The sequence below is a fragment of the Salinisphaera sp. T5B8 genome (assembly GCF_040361255.1).
Taxonomy (GTDB): Bacteria; Pseudomonadota; Gammaproteobacteria; order Nevskiales; family Salinisphaeraceae; genus Salinisphaera.
The window spans coordinates 78,986-94,730 of sequence record NZ_APNG01000005.1 but is presented as its reverse complement, the minus strand read 5'-3'; the positions used below and the strand labels follow the sequence as shown (position 1 = coordinate 94,730).

The window sequence follows — 15,745 nt, the reverse complement described above, 5'->3', positions numbered from 1 at the left end:
CGGCGATGTCCAGCGTTCGTGCGCGTTTTTGTTTCTGCCTGGCGATCGCGCTGATCGTGCACGCGCTGCTGCTGGGCTGGTCGAATAAATCCGACCCGTCCAGGGCCAACGACGCGCGACTACTCTCGGCCACGCGCACCGTGGCCGACGCCGCCGATACCGCGCCCGACACCGCGATACGCGCCACACGCAATCAGCAAGGCGCGGATGAGCGCTCGCAACAGGCCATTGCCGCCAACCCGACCATGCCCCGGCCACAGCCCACACGCGCGCAGCCGGCCGGCGCGAGCACGGTCACGCGCTTCGTGATGGTCGCCGAACCCAAGGTCAAGGCAAGCGAACAGACGCCGCAAACGCCCAGTCCGCCAATCGAAATCCTCGAGCAACCGCAGCCCGCAAAAATCTCGGCGGCCGCCGAAGACGCGCGGGCCGAATATCTCGCCAGCTGGCAACAGCGCATCGAAGCGCGCGGCAGCCGGCGTTATCCGAGCGCGTTGCTGGACGCCGCCCATCCGCGCCGGCTGACCATGGCGGTTCGCGTGCGCGCAGACGGCACCCTTCTGGCCGTGCGCGTACTGCGCTCCTCGGGCAACGACGCGCTCGACAACGCCGCACTGGCGATCGTACGCTCCGCCGCGCCCTACCCGCCGTTCGCCGATGCGCTGGCCTCTCTGACCGACGAGCTAAGCTTTGCCTACGACTGGCTGTTCGAACCCGGCAGCGCGGGCGAAATCAACGGCAACGACTGACTGCCGGCGCGCACCCATTTGCCCGTATGCAAGCCGTCGGCGGATAATACGGCCATGACAGAGGGAATTTTTCGCAACCAGTTCCTGCTCGCCATGCCGGGCCGTGTCGGCGGCGATTTCGCCGACAGCGTGACCTTTATCGCCGAACACAACGAGGACGGCGCCATGGGGCTCGTGATCAACAAACCGGGGGATCTGTCCGTACGCGACATGCTCGCGCATATGGATATCGAGGCGCATGTGCCGGCCGAGCAGCCGGTGTTCTGGGGCGGGCCGGTTCAAACCGAGCGCGGCTTCGTGCTCCATCGCGACGAGGGGCGCTGGGAATCCACCCTCAAGATCGCGGGCGGGCTCGCGCTCACGACCTCGCGCGATGTGCTCGAGGCCATCGGCAACGGCTTCGGGCCCAGTGACTATCTGATCACACTCGGCTATGCCGGCTGGGGCGAAGGCCAGCTCGAAGACGAAATGCTGGCCAACAGCTGGCTGAATACGCCGGCCAGCGACGAGATCATCTTCTCGACGCCGGTCGAAAGTCGCTGGTCCGCGGCCGCACGCCTGCTGGGCGTTGAAGCCCATCAGCTGTCGGCGCTGATCGGTCATGCCTAGGAAGTACATGTATGGCCGGTGATGCCAATGTGCTGCTGGGCTTCGATTTCGGCACCAAGCGAATTGGCGTGGCCGTGGGCAATGCGATTACCGGCAATGCCCAGGCGCTGACTACCCTGCACCACAGCAATGCCGGCAACGCCCCGGACTGGCCGGCGCTGACCCGGATCGTAGCGGAATGGCGCCCAGGCGCGCTGGTGGTCGGGCTGCCGCTGGCCAACGATGGTTCCAGCCAGCCGATGACCGAAAACGCCCAGCGCTTCATGCGTCAGCTCGGCGAGCATTTCGATATCCCGGTGCACGCCATGGACGAACGCTTTTCCACGATTGAAGCCATGGAACGCCTGCGCACCGCACGCGCCAGCGGTAGCCGCGGCAAACGCCTGGCCAAGGGCGATTCCGATTCGATGGCAGCCCAGGTCATTCTCGAAGGCTGGCTCGCCAACGCCGGTGCTTCGTAATGCAGTCGTTTTTGTCCGCCATTCGCCAACCCGAGCCATGCCATGACGCCCGCTGACCCGAACCCGACCCAGACCTTCGATGTCGATGCTGCGCTCGCCGCGCTCGAATCGGCCCTGGCACCGCTCATCGCCGCCGATCCCGAGGCCGTGATGGTTGGCGTGGAAACCGGGGGCGCCTGGATTGCCGAACGCCTGCATGCCCATTTCGGTCTGGCCGCGCCCCTGGGTACGCTCAATATCAGCTTCTACCGTGACGATTTTTCCACCATCGGCCTGCACCCAAGTGTGGGTCCGTCGCGCATTGATGCCGATATCGACGGCAAGACCGTGATTCTCGTCGACGACGTGCTCTATACCGGGCGTACCGTGCGCGCCGCGCTCAACGAGTTGTTCGACTACGGCCGCCCGGCCGCGGTCAAACTGGCGGTGCTGGTGGATCGCGGTGCCCGCGAACTGCCCTTCGCCCCGGATGCCGTGGGGCTGCAGCTGGATATCGCCCGCGGCGAACGCATCAAACTCACCGGCCCCGAGCCGCTGCGCCTGATCATGCAGTGAGCCCGCCCCCGGCCCGCAGCGACGACGGCATACAGGATCTCGCCGTATTGCTGCGTGATCTGCGCGCCGAACGCCAGCCAGGCATTTATCGCTTCGCGCGCATCGATCATGTCGACGCGATCGATTTGGATCGGCTCGTGTGCCTGATGCACGAGCCCGAGGGCCTTTCGATCGTGGCACGCGAAAGCGAACTGCCCGCCGGCGCGCGCGCTGCCGAGCCGCCTTGCTGCTGGATCACGCTGCAGGTGCATTCATCACTCGCCGCGGTCGGGCTGACCGCCGCGGTGGCCAGCGCGCTGGCCCAAGCGAACATCGCCTGCAACGTGGTGGCCGGTACATGCCACGATCATCTGTTCGTGCCGGTGAACCAGGCCGACGCGGCGATGGCCGTGTTGAAGGCCCTGCAAAACCGATCCGACGACTACGGAACGACCCCATGACCGACGATATTCAGCTCGACCGCGACGGCGGTCTACGACATCTGATCACCACGCAAGGCCTGCCCCGTACGCTGGTCGAGCAGATTCTGGATACAGCGGAAACCTTCGTGCCCGAGCCCGGCACACCGCCCAAGAAAGTGCCGCTGCTGCGCGGCAAGACCGTATTCAATCTGTTCTTCGAAAATTCCACCCGTACACGCACCACCTTCGAGCTCGCCGCCAAGCGTCTGTCGGCCGACGTAATCAATATGGATGTGGCGCATTCCTCGCGCGCCAAGGGCGAAGACGATCTCGACACGCTCTACACGCTGCAGGCCATGGGCGCGGACATCTTCGCCATCCGTCACCCGGAAAACGGTGCAGCGGCGCGCTTTGCCGCCCATGCGGCCGACAACGTCGCCATCATCAACGCCGGTGATGGCAGTCATGCCCATCCCACCCAGGCATTGCTGGATGTCTTCACCATTCGCCGCCACCGCCCGGATTTCGACAATCTGCGCGTGGCGATTGTGGGCGATGTGCGCCACTCGCGGGTCGCGCATTCGACCATCCATGCACTGCGTACGCTCGGCACCACCGATATTCGCGTGATCGGGCCGGATCGGTTTCTGCCCGACGACGCCGAGCGTCTCGGCGTACGGACCAGCGGCGATATCGCCCAGGGCCTGAGCGATGCCGATATCGTCATGGGCCTGCGTATTCAACGCGAACGCATCGACGGCGACGCGCTCGAGGGTGTGGATGACTATCACCAGCGTTTCGGCCTGACCGCCGCCAATCTCGCCCATGCAAAGCCCGATGCGCTGGTCATGCACCCGGGCCCGATCAATCGCGGCGTGGAGATCAATGCCGAGATCGCCTATGGCGATCAGTCAGTCATTCTCGAACAGGTGCGTAACGGTATCGCCATTCGCATGGCGGTGATGGCCATCATCGCGGGCAATCGCAACGCGCGTTAACAAAGCTAAAGTGTTTCCCAGAGCGCCGGGCCGGGCGCCTCGAGGCTGTCGCGAATCACGCCCAGGGCGCGCCCAAGTGCTACGCGATCGGATGCCGCGCTGATACACACACGCACGGCCTGCGGTGCGGGTTCGCTGCCGACACAGAAGGGCTCGGCCGGGGTGACCCGCACGCCGCGCTCGGCGAGTTGTTCGACAAACGGCCCGGCACGGCGCCCGGCTGGCAATCGCAGCCAGATATAGAAACCGTCGGCCTGGGCGCTGTAGTCATAGTCCGCCAGATAGTCCTTCACCAGGACATGGCGTGCCGCCATTTCTTCGCATTGCCACGCCAGTAACCGGTCGGCATCGCCGCTTTCGATCCAGGCACACACGAGACTGGCAATCAGTGGCGGCGGCATCCAGCTTTGATTGCGCAGTACCGCGGCCACCTGCGTACGTAACGACGCCGGCACTCGGATCGCACCCGAGCGCATGCCCCCACCCAGGATCTTGGCGACCGAAAACAGATAGAGCGTGCGTTCAGGGGCCAGCCGATACAACGGCGTACCACGCTCGCCAATGTACTGCACGCCGTCTTCGATCAGCCAGAAGTCACGTTCGCGCGCGAGTGCGGCCAGCGCATGCCGGCGCGATTCGGACAATGCCGCGGTGGTGGGGTTCTGGTGCTCGGTCATGACATAGAGCGCGCCAAACGGCTGGCGTTCGTGGCGCATTGCCAGGGCGTCGATATCGATACCCTCGCCGTCGTGTTCGATGCCGACCGTGCGAATACCCAGCTGCTGGGCGACGCTGATGACGCCGGGATAGGTCAGCGTCTCGGCCGCCAGCCGTTGCCCGGGCGAAAGCAGCGCCGACAGGCTTACGAAGATGCCGTTCATGCCGCCCTGATCGATGAGCAATTCATCGGCGCTCATCGGCAGGCCCAGGCGCGTGAGCCACTCGGCATAGATTCGACGATGCCGATCCAGCCCACCCTCGGGCTGATAATCCATGGCATGAACGAGCGCACTACGGTCGCGCTGAATCGCACCCATGGCACGGGCCAGCCCATCCGCACGCGCCGCGCAGGGCGGCGGCAATGACAAGGACAAATCCACCTGGGCGGAATCCTCGGCCGGGCTGACGTGACTGAATGCTTCGGTCGTCGGGCCACGCACATAGGTACCGCTGCCGACCCGCGCCTCGACCCAGCCGCGACGCTCGAGCTCGGCATAGGCGCGGGTGATCGTGCCCGTGGTCACGCCCAGCGCATGGCCCAGGCGACGCTGGGGCGGCAGTTTCTCCTGCTCGCCGAGCTCGCCCGACTCGATCGCGGCGACGACCGCCTCAACCAGCTGGCGGTAGCGCGGCCCCGACCCTGACAGTTGTGGCACCCAGATTGTCATGGTGACAATAAAAATATTGACGCTGAAAAATCGATATTTAGAGTAACGAAAACCGGAACATTAAAAGCTTACTCGTAAAATTGAACCCGTACAATTTATTCGCCCACCGATCGCCCGAGACGCCATGAGCTCCGCGAGCTGGTTACTTTCGGTCGCCCTGTTCAGCGTGGCCATGTCGGGTACGCCCGGCCCCAACAACATCATGCTGACGGCCTCCGGCGCGCGTTTCGGTTATCGCCGCACATTGCCGCATATGGTGGGTATTCTCGGCGGTTGTGTGCTGTTGTTCATGGCCACCGCCCTGGGGCTGGGCGCGATATTCGAGCGCTACGAAAGCGTGCAATGGGGGCTGCGCCTGGCGGGCAGCGCCTATCTGCTGTATCTGGCCTGGCGTATCGCCACTGCGCCGCCGCCTGCGCTGGCCGACGCCGACACCGCACGCCCGCTCACGATCTGGGAAGCTGCCGCATTCCAGTTTGCCAACCCCAAGGCCTGGATCATGGGGCTGACGCTGACCGCCTCTTTCCTGCCGAATGACGGTCCGCTACTGCTCAACGCGTTGGCGTTGGCGATCTTCATGGAGATCGTGGCCTTTCCCTGTATCTCGTTCTGGGCCTTGTTCGGCCGGACACTGGGCACGCGGCTACATTCACCGCGCGCGTGGCGGCTGTTCAATGCCGTGATGGGCGCTTTGACCGCCGCCTGCGTGATACTGATCTTCAGCGACTGAGCCGTCCCGCACCGGCGGGCGGCTACACGATGGGTGGCTCGCCGGATTCGCCGCGGTCGTCGAAATCGTCCGGTTCGTTGTCAGATTGATAGGCTTCAACCCGACTGGCCAGCTTCTGGGCGCCTTTCACCCGGGCGACGTGGTAGAGCGCATCGCCGGCATGGGCCAGCGGCAGATAGGAACGCCCGATCACGATGCCGGGATGCTCCGAGGTCACCGCGACCTCGGTTTCGCCGAACGGGTCGGCGATATAGGCCAGCACCTGATCCTTGCTCACATATTCGCCAAGCTCGACCAGCGAACGCAGAATGCCGGACTCGGGCGCGCGCTCCCAGTTGGAGTCGAGCGCGACCACCGACTTGTGCGGCGCGCGCTTGCCGCGCATGGGCAGCATCTTGAGTTCGCGCATCACCCCGGAGATGCCGCGCACGCCCGCGCGAATGGAAAACTCGTCGAAGCGCAGCGCCTCGCCTGCCTCGTAAAGCAACAGCGGTACGCCTTTTTCGTTGGCGTGTTCGCGCAGCGAGCCTTCGCGCAGGCTGGCATCGATGAGCAACGGGCAGCCGAAGGCCTCGGCGAGCCGGCGGGTCTCGTCGTTGGATAGATCGGCGCGGATCTGGGGCAGGTTCGCGCGATGAATCGCACCGGTATGAAGATCGATGCCGTAATCGGCCTTGGCCAGGATTTCGTCGACGAAGACCTTGGCCAGGCGCGAGGCTACCGAGCCTTTCGAGGTGCCGGGAAACGAACGATTCAGATCGCGCCGATCCGGCAGGTAGCGCGAATGGCGCAGAAAGCCGTGGACGTTGACGATCGGCACGGCAATGAGCGTACCGCGCATTTGCTTGAGCCCGCGCAGTTTGAGCAGCCGGCGGATGATCTCCACGCCGTTGAGCTCGTCGCCATGCACCGCCGCCGAGACGAACAGCGTCGGCCCGGGCCGGCGCCCGCGGATGACGTTGACCGGCATGGTGAGTTTGGCGTGGGTATACAGATCGGTAACCGGCAGATCGATGCTCGTGCGCGTACCGGCTTCGATGGTCTGCCCACCGATTTGCAGCGGCTTGAAGGACGGGTACTCATCGGCGCGACTGGACTTGTGATCGGTATCGCTCATACGCGGGCTCGATTCCAAATGACTGATGCAACTCAAAGAAAAACGGCAGCGCCAAAGACGCTGCCGTTTTGCAGTATAGCGGCTTGCTCGGCGCTAGCGCTCAACCACCGCCACGCGTGCGCGTTTTACCACGTTTGGAGTAGCTCTCGATAAAGCCGATGATCTGGCCGGCCACGTCCTTGCCGGTAGCCGTTTCGATACCTTCCAGGCCCGGCGAGGAATTGACTTCCATGACCACCGGCCCGTGATTGGAACGCAGCAGATCCACACCGGCGACGTTCAGACCCATGATCTTGGCCGCGCGCACGGCGGTCGAGCGCTCTTCGGGCGTGATCTTGATCACCGAGGCCGAGCCGCCGCGATGCAGGTTGGAACGGAACTCGCCTTCCCGGCCCTGGCGCTTCATCGACGCCACGACCTTGTCGCCGATCACGAAGCAGCGGATATCCGCGCCCTTGGCTTCCTTGACGAACTCCTGCACCAGAAAGTGCGCATCCAGGCCACGAAAGGCATCGATCACCGACTCGGCCGCGCCGCGGGTTTCGGTGAGCACCACACCCTTGCCCTGGGTGCCTTCGGTGAGCTTGATCACGTACTGGTTGCCGCCCACAAGCTCGAGCAGATCGTCGGTATCGTCCGGCGAATGGGCAAACCCGGTCACCGGCAGGCCGATGCCCTTGCGCGAAAGCAGCTGCATGGAGCGCAGCTTGTCGCGCGAGCGCGAGATGGCCACCGATTCGTTGAGCGGATAGACGCCGATCATCTCGAACTGGCGCAGCACGGCCGTGGCGTAGAACGTGATCGAGGCGCCGATACGCGGAATGATGGCATCGAAGCCTTCGAGCTTCTTGCCCTTGTAATGAATTTCGGGCGCGTGCGGCACGATGTTCATATAGCAGCGCAACGGATCGATCACGGTCATTTCATGGCCGCGTGACTTGCCGGCCTCGACCATGCGACGCGTGGAATACAGATTGCGGTTACGCGACAGAATTGCGATTTGCATAGCGATCAGGCCTCAGGCGGGCGGCCGGTGAGAAAGGAAGCGAGCGGGTCGACGCGAAGACAGCGCATGGCGGTTCGGCCGAGCAGCATGCGGAATAACATTGTATCGCGCGCGGTCAATGTAATCTCGATCGGCCATTCGCGTTGCGCCATGCGCACCGGCGTTTCGATCACGAAACGCCATTCCTGATGGCCGCCAGAGTCGCGCACGCTGCGCTCATCCACCACCGGCGCCTGGCACCAGGTGATGGTGTCGTTATCGCGCTGAAACGGATGCACGCCAAAACGCGCAACCTTGGCGCCGTGCTCGTGCTCGACATCGAGCTGAAAGGTATGCAGCGCCGAGGTCCGCGCGCCGGTATCGATCTTGGCCTTGATCCAGTCGATCCCCAGCGCGGGCAGGCTGACCCATTCGCGCCAGCCGATCACCGCCGGATTGGCCGGGTCGGGTACGCCCTGCGAAGACGCCGCGCTAGCGGGCGATTGCGAACTCATCCACCATCCAGTTAGACAAACAAGCCCAATCCTCGCCGCAATACACCACCCGTGGCAAGACGAGTGCCATGGCCATGCCGCGAAAAATGGGCCTGGGAAGCGCTGCATAACCTCTCGCGGATCGCGTTCGAGCCCTCACAGAGGTGCGGCAAGGCGTCCAAGCGCAGCGCCTGCCCCAGGAAATCAACGAGGGGCAGGTCAAGCCTGGCAACAAGGCCGCGGCGTCTGTGAGGCCGAAACCCCGCAGGGGCCGCCGGCTTTGCGCGCGCTTGGTCGGCGTCGAGGCAGGCGCGCCGTGCAACCAGCACGCTACGCCCACCTCTGCCTGCCAGCCACGCGCAAAGCACACCGGCGCGACCGTGACAGGTTGTGCAGCGTTTCCCTAAAGATGCTCGAAGGCCATACGGCTTTGCAGGTTTTCGCGCGAGTCGGCATAGGCCAGCGCCTGTTCCTGGCTGATCTGGCCCTCGCGCACCAGCGCCAGCAGGGAGTCGTCGAATGTGGCCATGCCTTCGCCGCCATCGCCTTCCGACATGGCTTCGCGTACCGAATCGATACGCCCCTGGCGGATCAGATCGGCGATATACGGGGTATTGAGCAAAATCTCGAAGGCGGCCACGCGCTTGCCGCCGACGCCGCGCACCAGCCGCTGCGAAATGATCGCGCGCAGATTCAGCGACAGATCCATGAACAGGGCTTCGCGCGCATATTCGGGAAACAGCGCGATCAGGCGTTGCAGCGCCTGGTAGGCATTGTTGCCATGCAGCGTGGTGAGCGCGAGATGGCCGGTGCCGGCCAGCTGAATGGCGGCTTCAGCGGTGGCCAGATCGCGCGTTTCGCCGATCTGTACGACATCGGGCGCTTCGCGCATGGCGCTGCGCACCGCGCGCGCAAAATCCAGCGTATCGGTGCCCAACTCGCGCTGATTGACGATCGAGCGCTTGTGGCGATACATGAACTCGATCGGGTCCTCGATGGTGAGGATATGGCCGTTCGCATTCTCGCTGCGATGATTGATCATCGCCGCCAGCGTCGTCGACTTGCCCGAGCCGGTCGCGCCCACGACCATGATCAGCCCGCGCTTTTGCATGGACAGGCGCTTGAGCACCGCCGGCATGTCGAAGGTATCGAAACTGGGCACATTGCCGATATTGCGCAACACCATGGCAGCCGAACCGCGCTGGCGAAACACATTCACACGAAAGCGCCCCTGCAGCCCGTAGCGGTAGGCGAAATCCACCTCATGGTCGCGCTCGAAGCCGGCTTTCTGCTCCTTGGTCATGATACTCAAGGCCAGCGCTTCGACGCGTTCCGGCGTGAGCGGCTCGCGCGTTTTGCTCTTGACCGGATAGATCTCGCCCTCGACACGCAACATCACCGGCGCATGCGTGGTGAAGTACAGATCGGAGGCGTTCTTGTCGATCGCCAGTTGCAGATAGGGCTCGACCGCCTCGAGGGCGTCGTCGGTTTGCTGCTCGCTATCGCTCATGGCGGGACATCCCCTCGTCGGCAGCCGCTTCGTCCTCGTCTTCGTCGTCGTGCATCGAAAGCGCATTGACGTCGGCGTCGTCGGCCAGATTCTTGCGCGCGCGCTTGCTGTTGAGCTTGATGTTCAGGCGCAGTTCGTTCTGGGAATCGGCATGGCGCAGCGCCTCGGCGTAATCGATTTCGCCCGCCTCGAAGAGTTTGAACAGACTCTGATCGAAGGTGATCATGCCCTGCTCGTTGCCGCGGCTCATCACGTCCTTGAGCTCGCCGACCTTGCCCTTGAAGATCATGTCGGCCACATGCGGCGTGTTGAGCAAAATCTCCATCGCCGCACAGCGCCCGCCGCCTTCCTTGCGCACCAGCCGCTGCGACAGCAGCGCGCGCAGATTCAGCGACAAGTCCATGAGCAGTTGCTCGCGCTTGGCTTCGTCGAAGAAGTTGATGATGCGATCCAGCGCCTGGTTCGAGCTGTTGGCGTGCAGCGTACACAGCACCAGATGCCCGGTTTCGGCGAAGTTGATCGCGTATTCCATGGTTTCGCGCGTACGCACTTCGCCCACCAGAATGACGTTGGGCGCCTGGCGCAGGGTGTTCTTGAGCGCGTTGTCCCAGGATTGGGTATCCACGCCCACCTCGCGCTGGGTGACGATCGATTTCTTGTGCGGATGCACGAATTCGATCGGGTCCTCGATGGTGATGATATGCCCGGCCGCGTTGTTGTTGCGGTGGCCAAGCATCGCCGCCAGCGACGTGGATTTACCCGAGCCGGTGGCACCGGCCATGATCACCAGCCCGCGCTGGCTCATGACTACATCCTTGAGCACCGGCGGCAGACCGAGTTCGTCGAAATCCGGAATTTCGGTATTGATCACGCGCATGACCGCGCCAACCCGGCCTTGCTGCACGAACGCCGAGACACGAAAACGCCCGGACGGCGGCGAGATCGCGAACTGGCACTCCTTGTATTCGTCGAATTCGCGCGCCTGGCGATCATTCATGATCGAGCGCACGATCAACGACGACTGCTCGTGGGTGAGCGGGCGCTCCATGAGCGGCGAAATCTGGCCGTCGTGCTTGATCGCCGGTGGGAAGCCGGCGGTAATGAACAGATCCGAGCCGCCCTCTGAAACCAGTCGCTCGAGCAGTACGGTGAGAAGCTTGGTCGCCTGTGCGCGGTCCATCGTGCGTCTCCTCTAGTTACCCAGCGACTCGCGATTGACCGCCTTGCGGCCGGCCTCGTCGCGCGCGACCACGCCCCGGCGCACCAGATCCTGCAGGCACTGATCGAGTGTTTGCATGCCGGTGGACTGCCCGGTCTGAATCGCCGAGTACATCTGCGCGATCTTGCCTTCACGGATCAGGTTACGAATGGCCGGCGTGCCCATCATGATCTCGTGGGCAGCCACACGTCCGCCTGCCTTCTTCTTGAGCAGGGTCTGGGAGATCACCGCTCGCAGCGATTCCGACAGCATGGCGCGCACCATGTCCTTCTCCGCGCCCGGGAAGACGTCGATAATACGGTCGATGGTCTTGGCCGCCGAGCTGGTATGCAGGGTGCCGAATACCAGATGGCCGGTTTCGGCCGCGGTCAGCGCCAGGCGAATGGTTTCCAGATCGCGCAGCTCGCCGACCAGGATGGTGTCCGGATCCTCGCGCAGCGCGCTGCGCAGCGCGGCGGCGAAGGAATGGGTATCGCGCTCGACTTCGCGCTGGTTGACCAGGCATTTCTGCGAACTGTGCACGAACTCGATCGGGTCCTCGATGGTCAGGATATGGCCGAGTTCGGTTTCGTTCTTGTGGTTGACCATCGCCGCCAGCGTGGTCGATTTACCCGAGCCGGTCGGCCCGGTCACCAGTACCAGCCCGCGGGGCAGGCCCGCGATTTCGCGAAAGACCTTGGGCGCGTCCAGTTCCTCGAGGGTCAGCACCTCCGAGGGAATGGTGCGAAATACCGCCGCCGCGCCCCGGTTCTGGTTGAACACGTTGACACGAAAACGCGCGAGGTTCGGAATCTCGAACGAAAAGTCGGTCTCGAGATGCTCGTCATACGCCTTGCGCTGCCGATCGTTCATGATGTCGTAGATCAGATCGAACACTTCCTTGTGTTCCATCGGCGGCAGATTGATACGCCGCATATCACCATCGACACGGATCATCGGCGGCAAACCGCCCGACAAATGCAGATCCGAAGCATTCTGCTTGACCGAAAAGGCCAGTAACTGGGAAATATCCATGGGTCCCCGACGTGCTCCCTACTAGGCTGGCCGCGTTATCCTAATCCTAACCCAACGCAGCCGAACGAATACTGTTTCCATGTCGACCGATTCAACCCCATCCGTAGCCGACGCGCTCGATAAAGTCCGCGAACGCATCGCGCGCGCCGCGCACGCCGCTCATCGCGATCCGGCCGATATCACGCTGGTCGCGGTATCCAAGACCAAACCGGTCGCGCGCGTGCGCGATGCGCTCGATCACGGCCAGCGCGATTTCGGCGAGAACTATCTGCAAGACGCCCTCGCCAAGATCGACGCGCTGGCCGCGCGCGAACCCCTCTGGCACTTTATCGGCGACATTCAGTCGAACAAGACCCGTGATATCGCATCCAATTTCTCCTGGGTGCATGCCATCAACCGTTTCAAGATCGCGCGCCGCCTGTCCGACCAGCGTCCGCCAGACCTCGCGCCGCTGAATCTGTGTATCCAGGTCAACATCGACGGCGAAGCCAGCAAATCCGGCCTCGCCCCCGACGCGGTCGCCGAACTCGCCGATCAGATCGTCGAGCTCGACCACGTCAAACTGCGCGGACTGATGACCATCCCGGCGCCCAGCCACGATGAAGCCAGCCAGCGCAAACCCTTTGCCGCGCTGCGCGAACTCATGCAACGCCTCAACGAGCGCGGCCATACGCTCGATACCCTGTCGATGGGCATGAGCGCCGATCTCGAGGCCGCGATTGCCGAAGGTGCGACGCATGTACGCGTGGGCACCGATATATTCGGCGCCCGCGACCGATAATTTCACTCACGCTTTTATTCTCGACACGCAAGCAGGAAAGCTTTAATGGGCAAACAGGACGATCTCAAGCGCGCCGCGGCCGAAGCCGCCTACGAATACGTCAGCGAAGGCGAATATCTGGGCGTGGGCACGGGCTCGACGGTCAATCATTTCATCGACGTACTCGGCGAGCGCAAGCCCGACATCCCCGGCTGTGTGTCCAGCTCGAACGCCTCCACCGAACGCCTGCGCGCGGCCGGTTTCGATGTGATCGATCTCAACAGCGCCGGCGAACTGGGCGTGTATATCGACGGCGCCGACGAAGCCAACGAACACCTGGAACTGATCAAGGGCGGCGGCGGCGCGCTTACCCGCGAAAAGATCATCGCCGGCGCGTCGCGCAAATTCATCTGCATGGTCGATGAATCCAAGCAGGTCGATCTGCTGGGGCGCTTTCCGCTACCCGTCGAGGTCATCGAAATGGGTCGATCGAGCGTGGCCCGGGCGCTGGTCAAGCTCGGCGGCGAACCGGAATTGCGTGCCGGTTTCGTTTCCGACAACGGCCACCCGATTCTCGATGTCTACAACCTCGAGATCATGAACCCGATCGAACTCGAGGATACGATCAATGCCCTGCCTGGCGTGGTCACGGTCGGCCTGTTCGCGCGCCGCCCCGCCGATGTGCTGATCGTGGCCGCCGCCGGCGGCGTGCAGACGCATACGCGCTAGGCCCCGCCTGCAGATTTCGGTAACCGCAGGCGGGCCGACAGCCCACCCAACCCGGCGCGCTCAAGTATCAGTTCGCCGCCATAGGCCTCGGCCAGATCGCTGACGATCGCAAGCCCCAGCCCGGAACCGGGCACGGTTTCGTCGAAGCGCTGGCCGGGCTGGATCGCCTGTTCGCGCTGGTCGCCACGCATGCCGGGGCCATCGTCGTCGACATGCAATACCAGCGTGTCGGCATCGGCCGTCGCGCTCACTTGCACGACCCCACGGGCCCATTTACAGGCATTTTCCATCAGGTTGCCCAGCATCTGTTCGAGATCGCGCTGCTCGCCGGCAAAGCGAACCGCCGGGTCGGTCTCGATTTCGATAATCACGCCGCGATCGCCATAGAGCCGCTGCAAGGTGCGTTGCAGCCGGGCCATGACCTCGTCGACCGGCGTGGCCAGACCATGGCCCGCGCGCCCGGCGATACGGGTACGCGCCAGATGCCAGTCGATATGACGCTGCATGGCCACGACCTCGTGGCCAAGGCGTGCGGCACGGCGGGTTTCGCCGTCCTGGCCCATGCGCTGTGCTTCGTTGTCGATAATCGATAGCGGCGTTTTCAGCGCGTGGGCCAGATTGCCCGCCTGCCGGCGCGCGCGCTCGATGAGTGTTTCGTTATGGGCCAGCACGCTGTTGAGATCGGCCACCAGCGGCGCGACCTCGGCTGGGTAGTCGCCGGATAGACGGGTGGCCTCATTGGCACGAATCCGCGCCAGCTCGCCGCGCAACTGACCCAGCGGTCGCAGTCCGAGGCGCACCTGCAACGCGGCCGCGAGAATCAGCCCCGCCGCCAGCACGCCCAGTGCGATCAGCGTGGTGCGCCGGAAATCGGCCACCGCAGCGTCGACCGGCGCCAGGCTCGCGGCCACGGTCAATAGCAGCGGCTCGTCGACATTGGGTAGCGTGATCTGGCGCACCACAGCCAACAGTGGCTGGCCGCGCGGGCCGTTCATACGGATACGATCGCCGCTGTGCTGCGTGTTGGTTTCAAGACGGGCATCCCACAGCGAGCGCGAACGCAGGCTCACGGCTCCGGCGCGCTCGATCTGCCAGTAGCGCCCGGACAGTACGCGCTGATAGAGCGGATCGCTCATCGCCACCGGGTGCAGCAGCCGCCCCTGGGCATCGACATCGAACTGGGACACCAGCTGCAGGAAATCCGCATCCAGACGGCGGGCGAGTTCGTTTTCCAGATGGTCGCGAAACAGCACCGACAGCACCACCGCCGTGGTCACCAGCGCAAGCACGATCCAGATGGCCGCGCCCACGAACAGACGCCGCTGTAGCGAAGCGCGACCCATGTTCAGCCGCTCGCGCGCTGCGTTTGCGCCTCGAAGCGATAGCCGAAGCCGCGCACGGTCACGATCGCGCCGTTGTCGAGTTTCTGGCGCAGCCGCCGGATGAAGACTTCGATGGTATTCGAGTCGCGATCGAAGTCCTGCGCATAGATGTGCTCGATGAGCTCGCTACGCGATACCACCTCGCCGACATGGTGCATGAGATAAGCCAGCACCCGATATTCGTGGCCGGTGAGCTTGACCGGGCGTCCGGCCACCGCGACCCGCGCGCTGCGGGTATCCAGACTCACATCGCCGACTTCGAGCACCGGCGAGGCCATGCCGCTGGCGCGGCGGATCAACGCCCGCAAACGCGCGAGCAGTTCTTCCATACGAAAAGGCTTGGCCAGATAATCGTCGGCACCGGCATCCATGCCGTCGACCTTTTCATGCCATTCGCCGCGCGCGGTCAGCACCAGCACCGGTACGTTGATGTCGTCGCCGCGCCAGCCACGCAGCACACTCAGCCCGTCGAGGCGCGGCAGGCCTAGATCGAGCACGATTGCGTCATAGGGCTCGGTGGCACCGCGATAGGCACCGTCCTCGCCGTCCCGGGCGATATCCACGGCATAACCGGCCTCGCTCAAGGCTTCGAACAGCTGCTCGCACAGCGTGGGTTCGTCTTCGACAACCAGCAGTCTCATAGG

The 15,745-nt window shown here is 63.9% G+C and carries 18 protein-coding genes; 9 read left to right on the top strand and 9 right to left on the bottom strand.

The genetic code is table 11. The features are described 5' to 3' along the window. Window positions 1–5: 5 nt before the first annotated feature. From T5B8_RS06150 to T5B8_RS06125, 6 genes are read left to right on the top strand one after another with little or no spacing between them, the layout of a single operon-like run. Window positions 6–749, top strand: a complete 744-nt coding sequence (locus T5B8_RS06150) for a TonB family protein (RefSeq protein WP_353177135.1) — start codon at window positions 6–8, stop codon at window positions 747–749. 54 nt (window positions 750–803) lie between these two features. Then, window positions 804–1,358, top strand: coding sequence for a YqgE/AlgH family protein (locus tag T5B8_RS06145; RefSeq protein ID WP_353177133.1), 555 nt, complete (start codon window positions 804–806; stop codon window positions 1,356–1,358). A gap of 11 nt (window positions 1,359–1,369) precedes the next feature. Next, the gene (gene ruvX, locus T5B8_RS06140) at window positions 1,370–1,819 is read left to right on the top strand and encodes a Holliday junction resolvase RuvX (RefSeq protein WP_353177132.1); all 450 of its coding nucleotides are present in this window, start codon (window positions 1,370–1,372) and stop codon (window positions 1,817–1,819) included. Window positions 1,820–1,861: 42 nt separating this feature from the next. Further along, window positions 1,862–2,374: a bifunctional pyr operon transcriptional regulator/uracil phosphoribosyltransferase PyrR gene (gene pyrR, locus T5B8_RS06135; RefSeq protein WP_353177131.1), complete on the top strand. Its 513-nt coding sequence runs from the start codon at window positions 1,862–1,864 to the stop codon at window positions 2,372–2,374. Beyond that, window positions 2,371–2,814 (top strand): ACT domain-containing protein, encoded by a 444-nt coding sequence (locus tag T5B8_RS06130; RefSeq protein WP_353177129.1) that lies wholly within the window; start codon window positions 2,371–2,373, stop codon window positions 2,812–2,814. Before pyrR ends, T5B8_RS06130 begins: the two co-directional genes overlap by 4 nt. Next, window positions 2,811–3,773 carry an aspartate carbamoyltransferase catalytic subunit gene (locus T5B8_RS06125; RefSeq protein WP_353177127.1) on the top strand — a complete coding sequence of 321 codons (963 nt, stop codon included), beginning with the start codon at window positions 2,811–2,813 and terminating at the stop codon, window positions 3,771–3,773. The genes T5B8_RS06130 and T5B8_RS06125 overlap by 4 nt, the downstream gene beginning before the upstream one ends. Before the next feature lie 5 nt (window positions 3,774–3,778). Here T5B8_RS06125 and T5B8_RS06120 read toward each other — a convergent pair whose 3' ends face one another. Beyond that, entirely contained in the window at window positions 3,779–5,149 is a 1,371-nt protein-coding gene (locus tag T5B8_RS06120) for an aminotransferase-like domain-containing protein (RefSeq protein ID WP_353177126.1), read from the bottom strand. 136 nt (window positions 5,150–5,285) lie between these two features. On the opposite strand from T5B8_RS06120, the gene T5B8_RS06115 reads away from it, so the two are divergent. Beyond that, window positions 5,286–5,891 (top strand): LysE family translocator, encoded by a 606-nt coding sequence (locus T5B8_RS06115; RefSeq protein WP_353177125.1) that lies wholly within the window; start codon window positions 5,286–5,288, stop codon window positions 5,889–5,891. A gap of 22 nt (window positions 5,892–5,913) precedes the next feature. Here T5B8_RS06115 and T5B8_RS06110 read toward each other — a convergent pair whose 3' ends face one another. The 6 genes from T5B8_RS06110 to T5B8_RS06085 all read right to left on the bottom strand — a co-directional run bounded on the left by T5B8_RS06110 (window position 5,914) and on the right by T5B8_RS06085 (window position 12,230). Further along, window positions 5,914–7,008, bottom strand: coding sequence for a succinylglutamate desuccinylase/aspartoacylase family protein (locus T5B8_RS06110; RefSeq protein WP_353177124.1), 1,095 nt, complete (start codon window positions 7,006–7,008; stop codon window positions 5,914–5,916). Between the two features lie 100 nt (window positions 7,009–7,108). After that, window positions 7,109–8,014, bottom strand: a complete 906-nt coding sequence (gene rimK / locus T5B8_RS06105) for a 30S ribosomal protein S6--L-glutamate ligase (protein WP_353177122.1) — start codon at window positions 8,012–8,014, stop codon at window positions 7,109–7,111. A 5-nt stretch (window positions 8,015–8,019) separates the two neighbouring features. Continuing rightward, on the bottom strand, window positions 8,020–8,508 hold the full coding sequence (locus T5B8_RS06100) for an ATP-dependent zinc protease family protein (RefSeq protein WP_353177121.1): 489 nt from the start codon (window positions 8,506–8,508) through the stop codon (window positions 8,020–8,022). A gap of 382 nt (window positions 8,509–8,890) precedes the next feature. Next, entirely contained in the window at window positions 8,891–9,997 is a 1,107-nt protein-coding gene (locus tag T5B8_RS06095) for a PilT/PilU family type 4a pilus ATPase (protein ID WP_353177119.1), read from the bottom strand. Beyond that, the gene (locus T5B8_RS06090; protein WP_353177117.1) at window positions 9,987–11,177 is read right to left on the bottom strand and encodes a PilT/PilU family type 4a pilus ATPase; all 1,191 of its coding nucleotides are present in this window, start codon (window positions 11,175–11,177) and stop codon (window positions 9,987–9,989) included. Before T5B8_RS06090 ends, T5B8_RS06095 begins: the two co-directional genes overlap by 11 nt. Window positions 11,178–11,189: 12 nt before the next feature. Beyond that, complete coding sequence (locus T5B8_RS06085; RefSeq protein ID WP_353177115.1) at window positions 11,190–12,230, bottom strand: type IV pilus twitching motility protein PilT; 1,041 nt, start codon at window positions 12,228–12,230, stop codon at window positions 11,190–11,192. A gap of 79 nt (window positions 12,231–12,309) precedes the next feature. Here T5B8_RS06085 and T5B8_RS06080 point away from each other — a divergent pair, with 79 nt between their 5' ends. After that, a complete protein-coding gene (locus T5B8_RS06080) occupies window positions 12,310–13,011 on the top strand; it encodes a YggS family pyridoxal phosphate-dependent enzyme (RefSeq protein WP_353177113.1) in 702 nt (233 codons plus the stop codon). 45 nt (window positions 13,012–13,056) lie between these two features. Next, a complete protein-coding gene (gene rpiA, locus T5B8_RS06075) occupies window positions 13,057–13,719 on the top strand; it encodes a ribose-5-phosphate isomerase RpiA (RefSeq protein WP_353177111.1) in 663 nt (220 codons plus the stop codon). Here the strand turns inward: rpiA and T5B8_RS06070 are convergent. Continuing rightward, a complete protein-coding gene (locus tag T5B8_RS06070; protein ID WP_353177109.1) occupies window positions 13,716–15,062 on the bottom strand; it encodes a sensor histidine kinase in 1,347 nt (448 codons plus the stop codon). The two genes, rpiA and T5B8_RS06070, sit on opposite strands and share 4 nt — an antisense overlap. Window positions 15,063–15,064: 2 nt before the next feature. After that, window positions 15,065–15,742, bottom strand: coding sequence for a response regulator transcription factor (locus T5B8_RS06065; RefSeq protein WP_353177107.1), 678 nt, complete (start codon window positions 15,740–15,742; stop codon window positions 15,065–15,067). Window positions 15,743–15,745: the final 3 nt, after the last annotated feature.